General features: G+C 69.8%; 20 protein-coding genes. 11 read left to right on the top strand and 9 right to left on the bottom strand.

Annotated features, from left to right (window positions below; all coding sequences use genetic code 11):
* Positions 1–110 precede the first annotated feature (110 nt).
* A complete protein-coding gene (locus F9C12_RS22055) occupies positions 111–743 on the bottom strand; it encodes an NAD(P)-dependent oxidoreductase (RefSeq protein WP_409183780.1) in 633 nt (210 codons plus the stop codon).
* A gap of 88 nt (positions 744–831) precedes the next feature.
* On the opposite strand from F9C12_RS22055, the gene F9C12_RS22060 reads away from it, so the two are divergent.
* Positions 832–1,395 carry a TetR/AcrR family transcriptional regulator gene (locus F9C12_RS22060; RefSeq protein WP_409461698.1) on the top strand — a complete coding sequence of 188 codons (564 nt, stop codon included), beginning with the start codon at positions 832–834 and terminating at the stop codon, positions 1,393–1,395.
* On the opposite strand, the gene F9C12_RS22065 is transcribed toward F9C12_RS22060, so the two are convergent.
* Positions 1,392–1,877: a GbsR/MarR family transcriptional regulator gene (locus F9C12_RS22065; RefSeq protein WP_409183782.1), complete on the bottom strand. Its 486-nt coding sequence runs from the start codon at positions 1,875–1,877 to the stop codon at positions 1,392–1,394. The genes F9C12_RS22060 and F9C12_RS22065 overlap by 4 nt on opposite strands.
* Positions 1,878–1,971: 94 nt before the next feature.
* Here F9C12_RS22065 and F9C12_RS22070 point away from each other — a divergent pair, with 94 nt between their 5' ends.
* On the top strand, positions 1,972–2,871 hold the full coding sequence (locus tag F9C12_RS22070) for an ATP-binding cassette domain-containing protein (RefSeq protein WP_409183783.1): 900 nt from the start codon (positions 1,972–1,974) through the stop codon (positions 2,869–2,871).
* Positions 2,868–4,460: an ABC transporter permease gene (locus F9C12_RS22075; protein WP_409461699.1), complete on the top strand. Its 1,593-nt coding sequence runs from the start codon at positions 2,868–2,870 to the stop codon at positions 4,458–4,460. The genes F9C12_RS22070 and F9C12_RS22075 overlap by 4 nt, the downstream gene beginning before the upstream one ends.
* Positions 4,461–4,462: 2 nt before the next feature.
* Here the strand turns inward: F9C12_RS22075 and F9C12_RS22080 are convergent, their stop codons facing one another.
* Positions 4,463–4,804: a hypothetical protein gene (locus F9C12_RS22080; RefSeq protein WP_409183785.1), complete on the bottom strand. Its 342-nt coding sequence runs from the start codon at positions 4,802–4,804 to the stop codon at positions 4,463–4,465.
* 119 nt (positions 4,805–4,923) lie between these two features.
* Between F9C12_RS22080 and F9C12_RS22085 the strand changes: the two genes are divergently transcribed.
* On the top strand, positions 4,924–6,165 hold the full coding sequence (locus F9C12_RS22085; protein WP_409461700.1) for an MFS transporter: 1,242 nt from the start codon (positions 4,924–4,926) through the stop codon (positions 6,163–6,165).
* Here F9C12_RS22085 and F9C12_RS22090 read toward each other — a convergent pair.
* Positions 6,136–7,308 carry an MFS transporter gene (locus F9C12_RS22090; RefSeq protein WP_409461701.1) on the bottom strand — a complete coding sequence of 391 codons (1,173 nt, stop codon included), beginning with the start codon at positions 7,306–7,308 and terminating at the stop codon, positions 6,136–6,138. The two genes, F9C12_RS22085 and F9C12_RS22090, sit on opposite strands and share 30 nt — an antisense overlap.
* Before the next feature lie 140 nt (positions 7,309–7,448).
* Between F9C12_RS22090 and F9C12_RS22095 the strand changes: the two genes are divergently transcribed.
* Positions 7,449–8,027, top strand: a complete 579-nt coding sequence (locus F9C12_RS22095) for a helix-turn-helix domain-containing protein (RefSeq protein ID WP_409461702.1) — start codon at positions 7,449–7,451, stop codon at positions 8,025–8,027.
* On the opposite strand, the gene F9C12_RS22100 is transcribed toward F9C12_RS22095, so the two are convergent.
* Positions 8,024–8,569 (bottom strand): TetR/AcrR family transcriptional regulator, encoded by a 546-nt coding sequence (locus F9C12_RS22100; RefSeq protein WP_037807285.1) that lies wholly within the window; start codon positions 8,567–8,569, stop codon positions 8,024–8,026. The two genes, F9C12_RS22095 and F9C12_RS22100, sit on opposite strands and share 4 nt — an antisense overlap.
* 184 nt (positions 8,570–8,753) lie before the next feature.
* Between F9C12_RS22100 and F9C12_RS22105 the strand changes: the two genes are divergently transcribed.
* Positions 8,754–9,518: a nuclear transport factor 2 family protein gene (locus F9C12_RS22105; RefSeq protein WP_409461703.1), complete on the top strand. Its 765-nt coding sequence runs from the start codon at positions 8,754–8,756 to the stop codon at positions 9,516–9,518.
* Here the strand turns inward: F9C12_RS22105 and F9C12_RS22110 are convergent.
* Positions 9,482–10,114 carry a TetR/AcrR family transcriptional regulator gene (locus tag F9C12_RS22110; RefSeq protein WP_409461704.1) on the bottom strand — a complete coding sequence of 211 codons (633 nt, stop codon included), beginning with the start codon at positions 10,112–10,114 and terminating at the stop codon, positions 9,482–9,484. The two genes, F9C12_RS22105 and F9C12_RS22110, sit on opposite strands and share 37 nt — an antisense overlap.
* 124 nt (positions 10,115–10,238) lie before the next feature.
* Between F9C12_RS22110 and F9C12_RS22115 the strand changes: the two genes are divergently transcribed.
* Positions 10,239–11,579 carry a flavin monoamine oxidase family protein gene (locus tag F9C12_RS22115; protein WP_409461705.1) on the top strand — a complete coding sequence of 447 codons (1,341 nt, stop codon included), beginning with the start codon at positions 10,239–10,241 and terminating at the stop codon, positions 11,577–11,579.
* A 7-nt stretch (positions 11,580–11,586) separates the two neighbouring features.
* On the opposite strand, the gene F9C12_RS22120 is transcribed toward F9C12_RS22115, so the two are convergent.
* The 3 genes from F9C12_RS22120 to F9C12_RS22130 form a co-directional block, all read right to left on the bottom strand.
* Positions 11,587–12,372, bottom strand: a complete 786-nt coding sequence (locus F9C12_RS22120; protein WP_409467052.1) for a metal-dependent hydrolase — start codon at positions 12,370–12,372, stop codon at positions 11,587–11,589.
* A gap of 59 nt (positions 12,373–12,431) precedes the next feature.
* Positions 12,432–12,785, bottom strand: a complete 354-nt coding sequence (locus F9C12_RS22125) for an STAS domain-containing protein (protein WP_344287754.1) — start codon at positions 12,783–12,785, stop codon at positions 12,432–12,434.
* 219 nt (positions 12,786–13,004) lie between these two features.
* On the bottom strand, positions 13,005–13,310 hold the full coding sequence (locus F9C12_RS22130; RefSeq protein ID WP_409183791.1) for a WhiB family transcriptional regulator: 306 nt from the start codon (positions 13,308–13,310) through the stop codon (positions 13,005–13,007).
* A gap of 150 nt (positions 13,311–13,460) precedes the next feature.
* Between F9C12_RS22130 and F9C12_RS22135 the strand changes: the two genes are divergently transcribed.
* The 4 genes from F9C12_RS22135 (at position 13,461) to F9C12_RS22150 (ending at position 16,482) form a co-directional block, all read left to right on the top strand.
* The gene (locus tag F9C12_RS22135; protein WP_409183792.1) at positions 13,461–13,877 is read left to right on the top strand and encodes an anti-sigma factor; all 417 of its coding nucleotides are present in this window, start codon (positions 13,461–13,463) and stop codon (positions 13,875–13,877) included.
* Entirely contained in the window at positions 13,874–14,650 is a 777-nt protein-coding gene (locus F9C12_RS22140; RefSeq protein ID WP_409183793.1) for a SigB/SigF/SigG family RNA polymerase sigma factor, read from the top strand. Before F9C12_RS22135 ends, F9C12_RS22140 begins: the two co-directional genes overlap by 4 nt.
* Before the next feature lie 64 nt (positions 14,651–14,714).
* Entirely contained in the window at positions 14,715–15,134 is a 420-nt protein-coding gene (locus F9C12_RS22145) for an ATP-binding protein (protein WP_409183794.1), read from the top strand.
* A 346-nt stretch (positions 15,135–15,480) separates the two neighbouring features.
* Positions 15,481–16,482 (top strand): helix-turn-helix domain-containing protein, encoded by a 1,002-nt coding sequence (locus F9C12_RS22150; RefSeq protein WP_409183796.1) that lies wholly within the window; start codon positions 15,481–15,483, stop codon positions 16,480–16,482.
* Positions 16,483–16,500: the final 18 nt, after the last annotated feature.

Raw genomic sequence — 16,500 nt, forward strand, 5'->3', positions numbered from 1 at the left:
CCCTGGGGACAAGTTGGGGAAACCTGTCTCCGACGGCCGACAGATTCACCCCTCGACCTCAGTATCGACAGGGGAATCCAGCCGCGAGGTGTCCGCAACCGCAGACAGCCTCACCCCTGAGCGATAGACACCGTCTTGCCCACCAGCGCCTCGTCCTCCACCGCGTCCAGCAGGTACCGCGCCACGTTCGCCCGCGGGATCTGGAAGCTCCCCCGCACATCCCGCCCGACCTCGCTGAGCACCCGGTCCCGCGCGGGCTTGTCGGTCAGCCGCGTCGGCCGCACGATCGTCCACCGCACCTCGGGAGCCTCGTGCAGGATCGACTCCATCCGCCGCAGGTCGGCGTATCCGTTCCGGAGCACCGCACCCAGCACCGGCTTCAACAACAGTCGCGCGAACAGGCTGTCTCCCTCGGCGGGCAGGCCGGACGCGCTCACCACCACGAATCGCGTCCGGGAACCGCGCAGCGCGGCAACCACCGAGCGAGTGCCGTCGGAGTTGACCGTCGTCGGCTTGAGATCCGTGGGGCCGAGGGCCAGGACGACCGCGTCACGGCCGGTTACCGCATCGGCCAAGCCGGGATCGGTCAACGAGTGAACCGCGACATCCAATCGGGGGTGCGCGGGGACGGTCAACCGCGCGGGGTCGCGAACCACGGCGGTTACGTGCCATCCGCGCGCCAGCGCTTCCCGCACCGCCAGGCCGCCGATCCGGCCGCTCGCGCCCAGGACGGTGATCTTCATGAGAGGCCTCCATGCAGGGGTGAGTGTTCACTTACCAGCTAGGGTAAGTGAACACTCACCACACTGAGAAGGCCCTCAGGGAGCACGCATGGGAAGCCGCGAAGAGATCGTCGCCGCAGCCGCGACGGTCATGCGGGAGCAGGGATACGCGCACGCCACGACCAAGGCGATCGCGCAGGCCGCAGGCTACTCGGAAGCCTTGCTGTACAAGCACTTCCGCGACAAGACCGCGCTCTTCCTGGCAGTGCTGAAAGAAGAACTGCCCGACCTCGTCGCCACGGCGGCGAGGCTCACCGAGCTGCCCGAGAAGGCAGCACTCGGCGACAATCTCGCCGAGCTGACCACCACGGCACTGGCCTTTTACTGCGCGAGCTTCCCGATCTCCGTCTCGATCTTCTCCTCGCGAGACCTGCTCCGCACCCATCGAGACACTCTCGAAAACGGCCCCGACCTGCCGATCCAGCACGTCGCCGGCTACCTCGCCGCCGAGGTCGAACTGGGCAGGCTGCGCGGCGATCTCGACGTCGACGCCGCGGCCCGGCTGCTGCTCGGCGCGTGTTTCCAGGAGGCGTTCCTCGCGTCCTTCGAGGAACGCCCGCCGCGGCCCGACCTCGCCCTCCGGCTCGCCGCGACGCTGGAAAACCTCGGCTAGTCCCGGTTTTTCCGCAGCTCGTGCCAGCGGTCGTACAGGTTGTTGACCTCGACCAGCATGAACGCCAGGAAGTCCCGCATCTCCGCCAGCCGTTTCCCGGCGGGGGTGTCCGCACCGAGCGCCTCGATGCCGTCGGTGGCCGCGTCGCGCCACATGATCAGGAAACGGTCGCGTTTGAGGAAGGTGGCGTACCAGAGGTCGTCGTAGAGCTGGTAGTGGTCGCGGCGCTCGCCGGGTTCGCGCACCTTGCGCACGAGGCCGACCTGGTCCAGGTACCGCACCGCGCCGGAGATCGCGGCCGGGCTCACCGACAGCTGCTCCGCCAGTTCGGCGGCCGTCAGCCGTCCCGAGTCGGTCGTCATCAGCGCCGCGAAGACCCGCGCTGACATGCGCTGCATGCCGATCTGAGCCATCACGAGGCCCAGGCTTTCGACGTATCGGCGGACGGCGTCCTCGTCTCTCTTCGTCTCAGGCGTCGTCATCCGTCCATCCTCTCCCACGAGCGTCCAGGGGATCACTCGGTCCTGACGTTTTCTTAACTTCACAACTTCATGAAAAGAGTGTAGCTTCCGAATCATGGGAAACGCCATCGCGATCTCCGGCCTGCGCAAGGCATTCGGCCGGGTGAAGGCCCTCGACGGCCTTGATCTTCAGGTTCCCGCGGGGGAAGTACACGGATTCCTCGGCCCGAACGGCGCCGGGAAATCCACCACGATCCGGGTCCTGCTCGGACTGCTGCGCGCCGACGCCGGCGAGGTCCGGCTGCTCGGCGGCGATCCGTGGCGCGACGCGGCGAGCCTGCACCACCGGCTCGCCTACGTGCCCGGCGACGTCAACCTCTGGCCCAACCTTTCCGGCGGCGAGGTCATCGACCTCCTCGGCAGGCTGCGCGGCGGCCTCGACCAGAAGCGCCGCGCGGAACTCGTCGAGCGCTTCGACCTCGACCCGCGCAAGAAGGGCCGCACGTACTCGAAGGGCAACCGGCAGAAGGTCGCCATCGTCGCCGCGCTCGCGTCCACTGTGGACCTGCTGCTGCTCGACGAGCCGACCTCGGGCCTCGATCCGTTGATGGAGGCCACTTTCCAGGAGGTCATCCAGGAAGAACGCGCGCAGGGCCGTACCGTGCTGCTGTCCAGTCACATCCTCGCCGAGGTGGAAGCCTTGTGCGACAAGGTGAGCATCATCCGGAACGGCCGCACCGTCGAGTCCGGCACGCTCGCCGAACTGCGCCACCTCACCCGCACGTCGATCACCGCGGAGCTGGCCGGACCGCCGAACGGCCTCGCCAGGCTCGCCGACGTGCACGACCTCAAGACGGACGGCAACCGCGTCCGCTTCGACGTGGAAACCCGTTCGCTCGAGGACGCGCTGCGCCAGCTGACCCAGATCGGCGTGCGCAGCCTGGAGAGCCGTCCGCCGACGCTCGAGGAGCTTTTCCTGCGCCACTACGCGGACGAACTCGAGGCCGGGAAATGACCGCGCTCACCGGCACCGGGCCGCTGATCCGCCTGGCGCTGCGCCGCGACCGGGTCATCCTGCCGATCTGGATCGTCCTGCTCAGCCTCGTCCCGGTGGGCACGATCAGCAGCTACGACCAGTTCTATCCGACCGCCGAAAGCCGGGCCGGGCTCATCGCGTCGGCCGCCGCGAACCCGTCGTTCGCGCTGCTCTACGGCCCGGCGTTCAACCTCGGCACGGCGGGCGGCTTCATCGCCTGGCGGATGGGCGGGTTCCTGGCGCTGCTGACCGGCCTGATGGCGGTCTTCACGCTCACCCGGCACACCCGCGCGGAGGAGGACACCGGTCGCGCGGAACTGCTGGCGTCCACTGTGGTCGGTCGGTACGCACCGCTCACCGCCGCGCTCGCGGTGACCGGCGGGGCGAGCGTGCTGATCGGTCTGCTGCAAGCGGTCACGCTGGCGGCCAAGGTTCCCGCGGCGGGTTCTGTCGCGCTCGGCGCGAGCACCGCGCTCACTGGCCTGGTCTTCACCGGCGTCGCCGCGGTGGCCGTGCAGCTCGGCGAGTACTCGCGCACCGCGAACGGCATCGGTACGGCCGTGCTTGGCGTCGCGTTTCTGTTGCGTGGCGCGGGTGATTCGACCACCGACGCGCACTGGTTGTCGTGGCTGTCGCCGCTCGGCTGGGCACAGCAGATCCGGCCGTTCGCCGAAGAACGTTGGTGGGTACTGAATCTGCCCATCGCGACCACGCTCGTGCTGGTTGCCGTGGCCTACGCGTTGCTGCCGCGCCGTGACGTCGGTGTCGGCCTGCTTCCGCCGCGGCTCGGCCCGAGCGAAGCGGCTCCGTCGCTGCGGTCGCCGTTCTCGCTGGCGTGGCGGCTGCAACGAGGTCCGCTGCTCGGATGGCTGATCGGGCTCGCGGTCGGCGGCGCGTTGTTCGGGACGATCGCGCAGGGCATTTCCGGACTGGTCGGCGGCACCGAGCAGAGCAGGCAGATCTTCGAACGGCTCGGCGGTTCGCACGGACTGGTCGACGCGTTCCTCGCGACCATGGTGAGCCTGTTCGCGATGCTCGCTTCCCTCTACGGGGTGCAGGCGACGCTGCGGATGCGCACCGAGGAGACCTCGCTCCGGCTCGAACCGCTGCTGGCCACCCGGGTGGGACGGTTGCGCTGGGCCGCGAGCCACCTGGTGTTCGCGTTCCTCGGCAGCGCGTTGCTCGTGCTCGTCGGGGGCGTGCTGCTCGGTCTGTCGAACGGGCTGCGCGGCGGCGACGTCGGCCGTTCGGTCGGGAACATGGTCGCGGCCGTGGCGGTGCAGGTGCCCGCGGCGTGGGTGATCGTCGCGGTGGCCGCGCTGATCTTCGGACTGCTGCCGAAGCTGGCGACCGCCGCTTGGGGCGTGGCGGCGCTGGCGTTGCTGATCAGCATGTTCGGGCCGGTCGTCAACGCGCCGCAGGCGCTGCTGGACGTCTCGCCGTTCCAGCATCCGCCGAAAGTGCCCGGCGAGGTGTTCACCGCGGTGCCGCTGGTGGTGCTGCTGGCCGTTTCGGCGGTCGTGCTGGCCGCGGGGATGGCCGGCTGGCGGCGGCGCGACGTCGGCTGACGTCAGCGTTCGTCGCGGACGAACCCGCTGGTCGGGCGCAGCGTGGTCGGCGGGGGCGCCGGCGGGCTCGACCCGGTCGGGGTGACCGACACCGTGGCCGTGGTGGTCCGCGGCGGCGGGGCCGGGGGCGCGGGCGGGCGCTGGGTCACGGTGATCGGCGGCAGAGGGAGGCCGGTCACCGTGACCGTCACCTGCTGCACGGGCGGCGGGGTGGACGGCACCGACTCTCCGGCTGGACGCGGAGTGCGACCGGCGACCAGCAGCGCGGCGACGAGCAGCCCGCCGGCAAGCCCGGCGAGACCGGTCACGACGACATAACCCCAGGTGGGAGCGGTGTCCGTCATCCGGCACCTCCTCGCCGCGCGGTCACTCGGCTACGAGGGTTTCGTCGCGTTGATCATAGGCGTCGTTACGCAGTGTGCAACTTGATATATATTGACTCAACTTATATAACACTACCCCTATGAGGGGGATTCTTCGCTCGCCGGATTTCCGGCGGCTCTGGCTCGCCGACGGCCTCAGCCAGGTCGGCAACCGCATCGACTTCCTGGTGATCCCGCTGCTGGCCACCACGGCGCTCGCCGCCTCCGTGGCCGAGGTTTCGCTGCTGCGGACGCTCAGCACGCTCCCGTACCTGCTGCTCGGGCTGCAGGTCGGCGCGTGGTGCGACCGGATGCGCAACCGGCCGGTGCTGATCACCGCCGACCTCGCCCGCGCGGCGCTGATCGGCTCGGTGCCGCTCGCCGCGCTGTTCGGGTCGCTGTCGCTGAGCCACCTGTACGCCGTGGTGTTGCTGGCCGGCGTGTTCACGGTCTTCTTCAACGTCGCGCACCAGACCTACCTGCCGAACCTCGTCGAACGCGGCGAACTGCCCGCCGCGAACGCCCGGCTGCAGACGAACCTGTCCGTCGCCGCGATCGCCGGACCGGGTCTCGGCGGGCTGATCGTGCAGTTCATCGGCGGTGCGGGCGCGATGGCCGTCGACGCGCTGACCTACCTGTGGTCCGCCGCCTGGCTGCACCGCATTCGCACGCCGGATGTGCGGCCCGAACCCGCCGAGCGGAATCTCCGCCGCGAAATCGGCGAAGGCCTGCGGACCGTGCTGCGCCATCCGATCCTGCGGGCGATCACCCTCCACAGCGCCGTTTCCAGCCTGTTCCAGTCGATGTTCATGGCGGTCGCGGTGGTGTTCTCGGTCCGCGACCTGCACCTCGAACCGTTCATGATCGGCCTGGTCAACACGGTTTCGCTGACCGGGGCCTTGCTGGCCAGCGCGGTCGCCCGGCGGCTCGGCGCCCGCTTCGGCGCGGCGCGGGCGCTGTTCATCGGCGGTGCCGTGTACAGCGTTTCGTTCCTGCCCAACGCTTTCGCGACGCCGGGGTGGGGCCTTGCCTGGTACGTCGCGGGCGGGATCGCGTCGAGCTTCGGGATCATCGTGCTCGGCGTGTTCACCGTCAGCTTCCAGCAGGCCATCACCCCGCACGAACTGCTGGGCCGGGTCTCTTCGGTGTCGCAGACGGTCGTTTTCGGCGTCGCTCCGCTCGGCAGTCTGCTCGGCGGCTTCATCGCCGAACTCACCACAACCCGGGTCACGCTGTACGTGTGCGGCATCGGAATCCTTGCGGCGTCGGCGATTCTCGTTGCTTCGCCGCTTCGCAAGATGCGTGATCTGCCGCTAGCCGAGGGTGCGGTCCCGAACAATTAGCGGAATCGCGAGCGCGGCTAGGACAGCTCCGACGAGGCTGACCCAGGTGAGGGCTTGGGTGAGCACGGCTGCCGCCAGCACGGGAGTAGCGCTGATTCCCAGCTGGAAAGCCGAAACCGTGGTGGCCCCGGCGAGCGTCGGGGCGTCGGCGGCGATGGCGAAGACCCGGCCGTAGATCGCGGGATTCAGCACGAAAGCGGCGATTCCGAGCAGGAAGACCGTCGGAAGCACCGCCCACGAACTGTGGATCGCCAGGACCAGGACGGCCGAAAGGACCACGATCGCGCCGGCCCCGGTGAGGAGAGCGGTGTGGGGCCGCCGGTCGGAAATGCGGCCGCCGATGGACAGGCCGACGAAAGCGCCGATTCCGAACAGCGCGAGGACCGCGGGAATCCATACCGTGGGGACGCCGGTGATCTCGGCGAGAATCGCGGAAAGGTAGTTGAACGTGATCATGTACGCCGCCGTGGTCAGGATCGTGATGCCGTAAATGCCCCAGAGCCGCGGGGTGCGGATCGTGGCGAACTCCCGCGCCCCGCTCGGCCGGGCCATCGCCCGGGTCGTCGCGGGGATCCCGAGCGAGCAGGCGACGACCCCGGCGAGCGTCAGCGCGACCACCGCCCAGAATCCGCCGCGCCACTGGGTGAAATGACTGAGCAAGGTGCCCGCCGGTCCTCCCGCGACCATGGCCACGCTCAGGCCGCTGACCACGACTCCGGAGGCGCGGGCGTTGCGATCCGGGGTGACCAGGCTGATCGCGGTCACGGACGCGACGGCGAAGAACCCGGCGTAGGCGACCCCCGCGACGACCCGGCTCACCAGCAAGACCGGGTAGGTGCCCAGCAGCCCGGCGGCGACGCTGACCGCGAACACTCCCTGCGTGACCAGCAACGCGGTGCGGCGGGGCCAGCGCAGGCTGAACACGGCGAACGGCGGCCCGCCGACGACGACACCGAGCGCGAACGCGGTGATGAGAAACCCGGCGGTGGACAGCGAAACCTGAAGGTCGTCGGCCACTGCGGGCAGCACGCCGGCGAGAAGGAATTCCGCGCTGCCCATCGCGAACAGGCTGAAAGCGAGCAGGTACACGCCGATGGGCAGACGCGTGGAGCGGCGGGGCTTTTCGACGGTCTCGCTGGTCATGAACGGTCAACCTCCGTGGTCGGCGAGCGCCCTCAATCCGCGTCGCCCGGGTCAGCACCTTCCCCACCAGGATCGGAAGCCCCGACCGGAAGCGGCAAGAAACGTTGCCGTTTCCGGGACGCGTTGGTTGACTGCGCCGCATGAGCGACCACCCCACCGTCGACAGCGTGCTCGAGCAGATCGCGCCCCGGTTGCGGCGGGCGCGGGACAAGCAGGGCGTCAGCCTCGCCGAACTCGCGCGGGCGACCGGCATCTCGACCAGCACGCTGTCCCGGCTGGAATCCGGGCAGCGCAAGCCGAGCCTCGAGCTGCTGTTGCCGATCACCGCCGCGCTGGGCATCCCGTTCGACGAGATCGTCGCCGCGCCCCGGATCGTCGACCCGCGCGTGCCCCAGCAGCCCGCGAAGAAGGACGGGCGCGTGCTGATCGCGTTGTCCCGGCAACAAGGAGAACCCCGCGCCTACAAACAGATCATCCCGGCGCACGACGAGGAGCCCCACCTTCGCAGCCACGACGGGTACGAATGGCTCTACGTGCTTCGCGGGCGGCTACGCGTACGCCTGAGCGAGCACGACTTCATCATGGGACACGGCGAAGCGGCCGAGTTCGACTGCCACATCCCGCACTGGTTCGGCTCCGCGGGTAAAGGCGACGTCGAAATCCTCAGCCTCTTCAGCAAATCCGGCGAACGCATCCACCTGCGTACCGGCCGCCGCTAGACCTTGCGCAGGCCGTCGAGCAGTACGCGCACGAGGTGCCGACTGTCCGGCGTAAACCGCTCCACCGCGAGCGCGCCGACGATGAGCGCGCGCAGGTCTTCGCCGTCGATGTCGGTGCGTACAGCGCCCGCGGCCTGCGCGCGTTCCAGAAGCGCGGTGAGGTTCACGCGAAACCGCTCCGCTGCTTCGGCCTTGTACGCAGAACCGCTTGTCTCGCCGAGCGCTTCGCAGATCGCACGGTTACGCGACGCCTGCTCGATGACGCGCGTGAAGTAGTCGTAGAACGCTTCGCCCGGCGCGTCGGAGTCGATCAACTCCTGCGCCTCGACTCCGTACTGCTCCAGCCGTTCCACGACAACCGCCTGGAACAGCGCTTCCTTGCTGGGGAAATGCCGGTAGACCGTGCCCGCGCCAACGCCAGCCAGCCGGGCGATGTCGTCCAGGGGCACCGAAAGCCCGTCGACGGCGAACGCTGCTTCGGCGGCAGCCAGCACGCGGGCGCGGTTCCGGCGCGCGTCCGCGCGGAGCGCAGGCTTCTCCACCGGCTCTCTCCTCTGCTCTCAAAAGTGGTGCGGTCGTCCGATTCTTCCTTGGAACGAGACCCGCCGCTTCTGACCGTGTCTCAGATCTCCAGGTCGTCGTTGACAACCGGAGTGCGAACTCCGTATCGTCGTAAGCGGGTGCCCCGTTCCGATTACCCGCCTGTCTTCCCGAATGAGGTTTCCGATGCCCCGCACCAGGTCCGAAGTAGCCGAGATCGTCGCTAACGCGCTGAGCGCGATCGACGCCGCACCGCTCGCGGACGTTCTCGCCGAGGACGCCGTCTACGAAATCCCGTTCACCGGCCACCGCTCGGTCGGGCGGGACGCCGTACTGGCCACTCTCGGCGCGGGCAGCGCCGTCGCGGCCCGGATCGGCCTGGAGAAAGTCGAGGTCACCACTACGGAAACCGCGGACGGCTTCGCCGTCGAACTCGTCGCGGAGGGCCGCAATCCGCACACCGGGCACAGCTACCGGCTCCCGTCGTCGGCCGGACTGCTGACCGTGCGGGACGGCGAGGTCACCCGGTACCGCGACTACCCGAACCACGGCGCGGCGGCCACGCTGTACGGGACGAAGGAGGTCTTCCAGCGTTTCCTCGACGCGGCCGTCGGCAACCGCTGGGACGACCTCGCCGACCTGTACTCCGACGACGTCGTGGTCGAAATCCCGTTCGCGCCGACCGGGGTGCCGAAGGTTACGCGCGACCGCGAAGAGTTGCGCAAACGCTTCCACCAGGCCGGGGAGCGGCGGCGGAGCACCAAGGCGGACCGGGTGGTGGTGCACGAAACCGGCGACCCGGAGGTGCTGGTGGCGGAGTACGACCTGCACGGGGAGTACGAGGGCAAGCCGTATGTGTCGACGTACGCGATGGTGCTGACGGTGCGCGACGGGCGGATCGTGCACTCCCGGGACTACTCCGGGCCGCCGGTGTTCGCGGAAACGGCCTGACCGCCCCTCGCCAGCCCGATCGTCATGTTCGCCAATGCCTCGCGGCCCTCGCGAGCCCGCGCGTCGTCGGGGTCGCAGACGTACTGCAGGATCAAGCCGTCCACCCCGGCGACGATCATGCGGGCGAGGTGCTCGAAAGAAACGGCGGCAGTCTCGCCCGCTCGCTCCGCGGCTTGCCGGCACCACTGGGCAACGACGTCGGCGTAGCGCTGGTACTGCAACCGGGCGAGGTCTTCGTTGCCCGGGGTGCGCAGGGCGTACATGGTGAGTTCGTACTGCAGCAACTGCAGCTCGCGCCCGCCTCGGACGAGCCGGGTCCAAAACGTCTCGAGCCCCTGGCGGATCGCGTTCTCCAGGCCTTGGCCGGTGACGGCCGAGTCCTGGAGAACGCCGGCGATTTCGTCGACGACGTCCTCGATCACCGCACGCAGCAGTTTCTCCTTGGAGGGGAAGACATACTGCATGGTGGCCAGCGGAACGTCCGCCTGCGCGGCGACGACGCGCAGGGACGTCTTGGCGACGCCGTGAGCAGCCAGCGCGGTGCGCGCGGCCGCGATGAACTGCGACCGGCGCACCGCGGCCTCCACGTACGGCATGCCGCCCCCCTTCGGTCAGTTGACCGAAATAGTGCCACGACCCCTTGCCAGACCCGGACGGCACTCCTTACGCTGCACCAACTCGGTCACTTGACCGAATCTGCCGAACGCGAAGGAGCAAGCCGTGCGGATCGTGGTCGTCGGCGCGGGACTGGCGGGGCTTTCCGCCGCGCGCGAACTCAGCAAGGCCGGAGCCGAGACGGTCGTCCTCGAGGCCCGCGACCGGGTCGGCGGACGCACTGAAGGCGGCGAGATCGAGGGCTGTCCGATCGAACTCGGCGGCACCTGGATCGGCGAGGGCCACACCCGGATGCTCGGGCTCGTCGAGGAACTCGGCCTGGCGACGTTCCGCACCTGGAACGACGAAGGCAAGATGCTCGTCCAGCTCGGCGGCAAGCGCGCCCTCGTCGCCGGTGCGAAGGGCTCGATCCCGCGGCTCAACCCGGTCGCGCTCGCCGACCTCGCGCAAGGCATGGCCCGCTTCGGCAGGCTCGCTCGCCGCGTCGACCCCGCCCAGCCGTGGACGCACCCGAAGGCTCGCACGCTCGACAGCCAGACCTTCGAGTCTTGGGTCAGGCGAAATCTGCGCACCCCGAGCGGCCGGGCGTACTTCCGAGTCGCGGCCGAGGCCGTCTTCGCCGCCGACGCGAGCGACCTTTCCCTGCTGCACGCACTCTTCTACGCGGTCAGCAACGCGGACCTGGAAACCCTCCTCGCCGTCGACCGCGGTGCGCAGCAGGACCGAGTCGTCGGCGGCTCCGTGCTGGTGGCGCAACGACTTGCCGACGGCCTCGACGTCCGGCTGTCCACCCCGGTCGCGTCGGTCGCCCACGACGAGACCGGCGTCACCGTCACCACCCGCACCGGCCAGACCTTTCCCGCCGACCGGGTTGTCGTCGCCCTCCCTCCGACGCTCGCCGGACGCCTGCGATACGACCCGGTGCTGCCCGCCTGGCGCGATCAGCTCACCCAGAAACTGCCCGCGGGCACTGTCGCCAAGACTTTTGCCGCGTACCCGACGCCGTTCTGGCGCGAGCAGGGGCTGAACGGTCAGGTCGCCTCCGACACCGGACCGGTCAAGGTGACCTTCGACGTTTCCCCGCCAGGCGGCGAAATCGGCATTCTTCTTGGCTTTGTCGAAGGCGGGGAGGCCCGGCGCTGGCAGCGGCTTCCCGGCGACCGGCGGCGCCGAGCCGTGCTCGACTCCTTCGTCCGGTACTTCGGTCCGCGGGCCGCCGAGCCGACGGCGTACGTGGAGAAAGACTGGAGCGCCGAGGAATTCACCCGCGGCTGTTACGGCGCGCATTTCGCCCCTGGAGTGTGGACCAGCTACGGCGACGTGCTGCGCTCCCCGGTCGGCCGGATCCACTGGGCCGGAGCGGAGTACGCGGTGGAGTGGAACGGCTACATGGAGGGCGCGGTGCGCTCCGGGTCGGCTGTCGCGGAGGAGGTCCTGCGGGGGTGAGCTGGGCTTACTGAGTCGCGGTCTGCGAAGCCGGGGGCGCGAACAGGTGCTCCACCGTGGCCACCGTCCAGTCCCACACGCCCGGGATCAGCAGCACTCCCACCAGCAGGAACACCGGGAAGACCAGCCGCGTCTCGACCTTCTTGCCGGTGTGCAGCCGCAGCGGCTTCGGCGGGCGGAGTTCGTACCAGGTCTCCCCCGCGATCGGCAGCGGGAACAGGAACGGGCAGCCGGACTCGGTCAGCGAATCCCCGAGGCAGTGCACGAAACACCCGGCCGCGACCGCTACGCCGAGCCAGCCGGAGATGTCCGCCAGCTGGGCCACCCGGTCGTCCGGCGCGGTGAAGTACCACCAGGCCACCGCGCCGCCATACGGCAGCAGCAGCCAGTCGCCTAGCGCGGCGACCGCGAGCAGCAGACCGAACAACAGCACACCCAGCACGGCCCAAGCTCCACCCGCGGTACAGCCGGCGGAGGTGGCCGCGCCGAGGGCGATAGCGAACAAGAGGGTGTGCGAGAGGTGCCGGTGCGTGCCGGTCACCTTTTCGTCGCGCGGCCCCTTCGTCAGGGCGTATACAGCTGCAGACACCCGGCGCAGCAGCCACGAAAGCGCGCCGGTCAGCCAGCCGAACAGGCGGGTCGCGCTGGCGCTGGGATGGTCCAGGTCCGGCAGCAGCGCGAACCCGGCCGTGGTGGCCGCGAAGACCACCGCCTGATGCACCGAGCCGACGCCGACCGCGGGCGCGAGGGCGAGCCCCGCACACCAGCCGGTCAGGGCGTGCGTGCGCCCCATCATCTTGGTTATCCCCCAGGTCGCGGGCCAGATTCGGACCGCGCGACCGTATCGGGAGATCAGGCCGGAGGTTCCTCCGACACGCTCAGGTGTTCGGCCACGCCGGTGAGCTCGATCACCCGGCTGACCGCCGGGCTCGGCACGACCTCGAGTTCGACGTTCTGTTCGCCGGCCTGCCGCTGGGCGTGCAGGACGACGTTCAGCGCCGATGAGTCGAAGAAGGTCACCCCGGTGAGGTCGGCCACCACGCGACGGGAATTCTTGTCCGCGATCAACCCGGCAAGAGCTTCCTGCAGCTGCGGGCTGGTGAGCAGATCGAGCTCACCCGTGACCACCACCCTCGGCTCGGCGGCCGCGGTGTCCAGCGTGATGCCGAATCCGGGCGGAGTGGCGTTCTGGTCGGCTGCGGGCATGCAGTTTCTCCTCGTCAGGCGCTGCTCCTGCGCCGGTACGCGCCTGTAGTCTCAAGCGGCAACCGTGTCACGGTCCCAAAGCATCTGGAGACCCAACCCTAACCCAGCGGGTGACTGCCGCCGCGTCGGCACACGGCTACCCCTCGGCGCGCGGGCGGCCGGACGACGCACAGCACCCGCGCACCGCAGGTGGGCGCGCGGGCAGGGAGGGCGGTCAGCTCAGGCGGACACGGCCTTGCGCTTGGCCCGCCGTTCGCGCATGAACAGCTCGCGGCGCTCGATCTCGCCGAGCCCGCCCCAGATGCCGTACGGCTCTTCGACGGTCATCGCGTGCTTGCGGCACTGGGCCAGCACCGGGCAGGTGTGACAAATCGCCTTGGCACGGGACTCGCGGCGCTCGCGCGCGGAGCCGCGCTCGTTGTCGGTATGGAAGAACAGGCTGCTGTCCGCTCCGCGGCACGAGCCTTGAAGCTGCCACTCCCACTCCTCGGCCACCACGTTCGGCAGTCGGCTCACGTCAGCCATGTCGTCCCCACCTTTCCCGGGATCAGCACTCGACCGCTACATGCCCGCCGGTCGCGGCGGTCAAACGCGGGTTTGGTTTGCTCACCCCCCGGGCATGTGGCAGACCGGGCACGAAAGACTGGCGAAGCACGCCGGAGAGAGGAACAGCACGTGGAGGAGAACGCCCCGCTCGAGCGCGAGGACGCACAGCTCATCGAGGTGCGGACGGCGGCCATCCCGCACGTGGTGCCCACCCTGCGCACCATCGTGGCCGACATCGCGATGCGCCAGGACTTCGACCTGGACGCGGTCGAGGACCTGCGGATGGCCGTGGACGAGGCTTGTTCGATGCTGCTGCCCTCGGCCGCCGACGGCAAGCTGACCTGCGTGTTCTCCTGGCTGGACGGCCGGATCGAGGTCACCGTGTCGGTGGTCTCCGACCGTGCCGACCACGGCGACGAGACCGGTCTGTCCTGGCAGCTGCTGACCGCGCTCGCGACGTCGGCGCGGCGCACCGTGACCCCGGCCGACGGCCGGTACCTCTCCCGGGTGCAGCTGGTCCGGGAGAGTGAGGCGGCCAGCTCGTGACGAACCCCGCCGGCGGCGACAAGCCCACCGACGTGGCAGCACTGTTCCACGAGCTGACGCAGCTGCCCGAGCATTCGCCTCGTCGCGAGGAGATCCGGGACACCCTGGTGCGCGAGCACCTCGAGCTGGCGCGCAACCTCGCCCGGAAGTTCCGCAACCGCGACGAGGCGATGGACGACCTGGTGCAGATCGCGACGGTCGGCCTGATCCACGCGGTGGACCGGTACGACCCGACGCAAGGAACTGACTTCCTGGCCTTCGCGGTGCCGACGATCTCTGGCGAGCTGCGCCACCACTTCCGCGACAACAGCTGGTCGGTCCGGGTGCCGAGGCGGCTCAAGGAACTCAACGCGACGATCTCGGCCGCGCGCGAGGAACTGACCGTGCGGCTTTCGCGCGCGCCGAAGCCGAGTGAGATCGCCCGCCATCTCGGCGTGCCGATCGAGGACGTCTACGAGGGCTTGCGGGCGGGACAGGGCCGTTACGGGGCCTCGCTGGACAACTTGCTGGAGAACTCCGCGCACACGCGCTTCGGCGCGCCGGACGCGAACCTCGGCCAGGCCGAACTGCGCGAGGCGCTGCGGCCGATGCTGGACAGTCTGCCCGAGCGGGAGCGCAAGATCGTGGCGTTGCGGTTCGGGTCCGGGATGAGCCAGTCGGACATCGCGCGCCGGGTCGGGGTGTCGCAAATGCAGGTGTCGCGGCTGCTCGCGGCGACGCTGAAAAAGCTCCGTACCGGACTGGCCGAGACCGACCTCACCGAGGGCACCTGATTCGCTTTCGGCCCGGTTGGGTAAACACCATATGCGAGCACAGCGGCCGGGAGGTGCAGAAGCCATGACGACGTCGAGGATGCCGACCAGGAGCACCGGGGCGGCCGCCGCCACCGTGCGCCTGGAGCTTCCGGACGACGTCACCGCGCCGGCCGTCGCGCGGGCCCAGGTCCGCGCCGCGCTCGCCCAGCTCGACGTTCCCGCCCAGGTGCGCGACGACGTGCTGCTGGCGACCTCGGAACTGGTCACCAACGCCTTCGAGCACGGCGACCGCCCGGACCGGCTCGAACTCCGGCTCGAGCACGGCGAGCTGATGGTGCGGGTCTTCGACACGTCTGCCTCCATTCCGCAGCTGAAGGAACCGGTGGCCCCGTCCGCGGCGCGCAGCCGGGGGCTCCAGCTGGTGCGCGCGCTGTCCCGGCGCTGGGGTTACGACCCGGCCGAGGGCGGGAAGTGCGTTTGGGCGGCGTTCGGCCTCAGCTGACGGCGGCAAAGCACCACGACGCCGACCGCGCCGAGCAATCCCGCACCGACTCCGAGCCAGCCCACGATCATGCGCGGCCGTTCCGCCTCCGCACAGCCTTCCGCTCCGCTCTTCGGGTTGTCGAGTGCGGTGCCGCAGCCGATCCGGACGCTCCAGGTGATCTTCTCGGGAAGGCCTGGTCATCCGGGCCGGGCGACGTCTCGTCGTGGGGATCGCCGGACATCGTCGGGCCTCCTGATCGGGATGTGAGGTCCGGTTCTAGTCCGGTTCCCCGGGACTGGTCCCCGCCGCGCGCTGTCCGGTTTTGTCTCGTTCGCTCCCGTTGCCGGTGCCTTACGCTCGCCGAATGCTGGACGCAATCGGGGTGACTGGGGACGAGGAGCGGGTCTACCGGCTCCTCGTCGGGATGTTCGACGCCGGACCGCGTCAGGTGGCCGAGCAGCTGGGGCTGAGCGCGGCGCAGGTGTCGGCGATCCTGCGTTCGCTGCACGCCAAGGGGCTGGTCAGCCTGGTCGCCGGGGACGAGCCGCGGTACGCGCCGTCGCCGCCGGATGTCGCGTTCGGGCCGTTGCTGATGCGCGGGCAGGAATCGCTGGAATGGGCGCGCGCGGCGGTGAGCCGGATGGCCGAGGAGTATCGCGGGGGTGCGCGGCGGCGGGACGCGACGCAGCTGGTCGAGGTGATCACCGGCAGCGCGGCGATCCGGCAGCAGCTGACGAACATCCAGGTCGGCGCGCGGCACGAGTTGCTGTGGTTCTGCCGGGCCGGGCACATCGCGATGGCGTCCGGCGAGAACGCCGACGAGTACGACGCGCTCGCCCGCGGCGTGCGGTACCGGGTCGTCTACGAGCGGGCGATGCTGGAAGAGCCCGGCATGATCGAGAACGTCGCGCACGGGATCCGGCACGGCGAACAGGCGCGGTCGTCGACCGTGGTTCCGGTGCGGCTGGCGATCGCCGACGGGACCATCGCGTTGTGCCCGCTGGTGCAGAATCTCGACGGCTCCGGCGAACCGACCGCCGCGTTGATCCGCGAGAGCAGTCTGCTGGCCGCGCTGATCGCGTTGTTCGAAAGCTATTGGGAACGCGCTTGGCCGCTGCGCGCGGACGGGACTCCGCAGGACACTCCCGGCACCGCCGGGCCGGACCGGGACGAGCGGCACCTGTTGTCGTTGCTGGTCGCGGGGGTCACCGACAAGGCGATCGCGACGCGGCTCGCGGTGAGCCAGCGGACCGTGCAGCGGCGGATCCACGACCTGATGTCCCGGATGAACGTGCAGACCCGGATGCAGCTGGCGTGGGAGGTCAGCAGGCAGGGCTGGCTCGACGAGCCCGCGGCAGCCGGATAACCGCGACGGGTTATCCGG

The sequence above is a fragment of the Amycolatopsis sp. GA6-003 genome (genome assembly GCF_046267895.1).
Lineage (GTDB): Bacteria > Actinomycetota > Actinomycetes > Mycobacteriales > Pseudonocardiaceae > Amycolatopsis.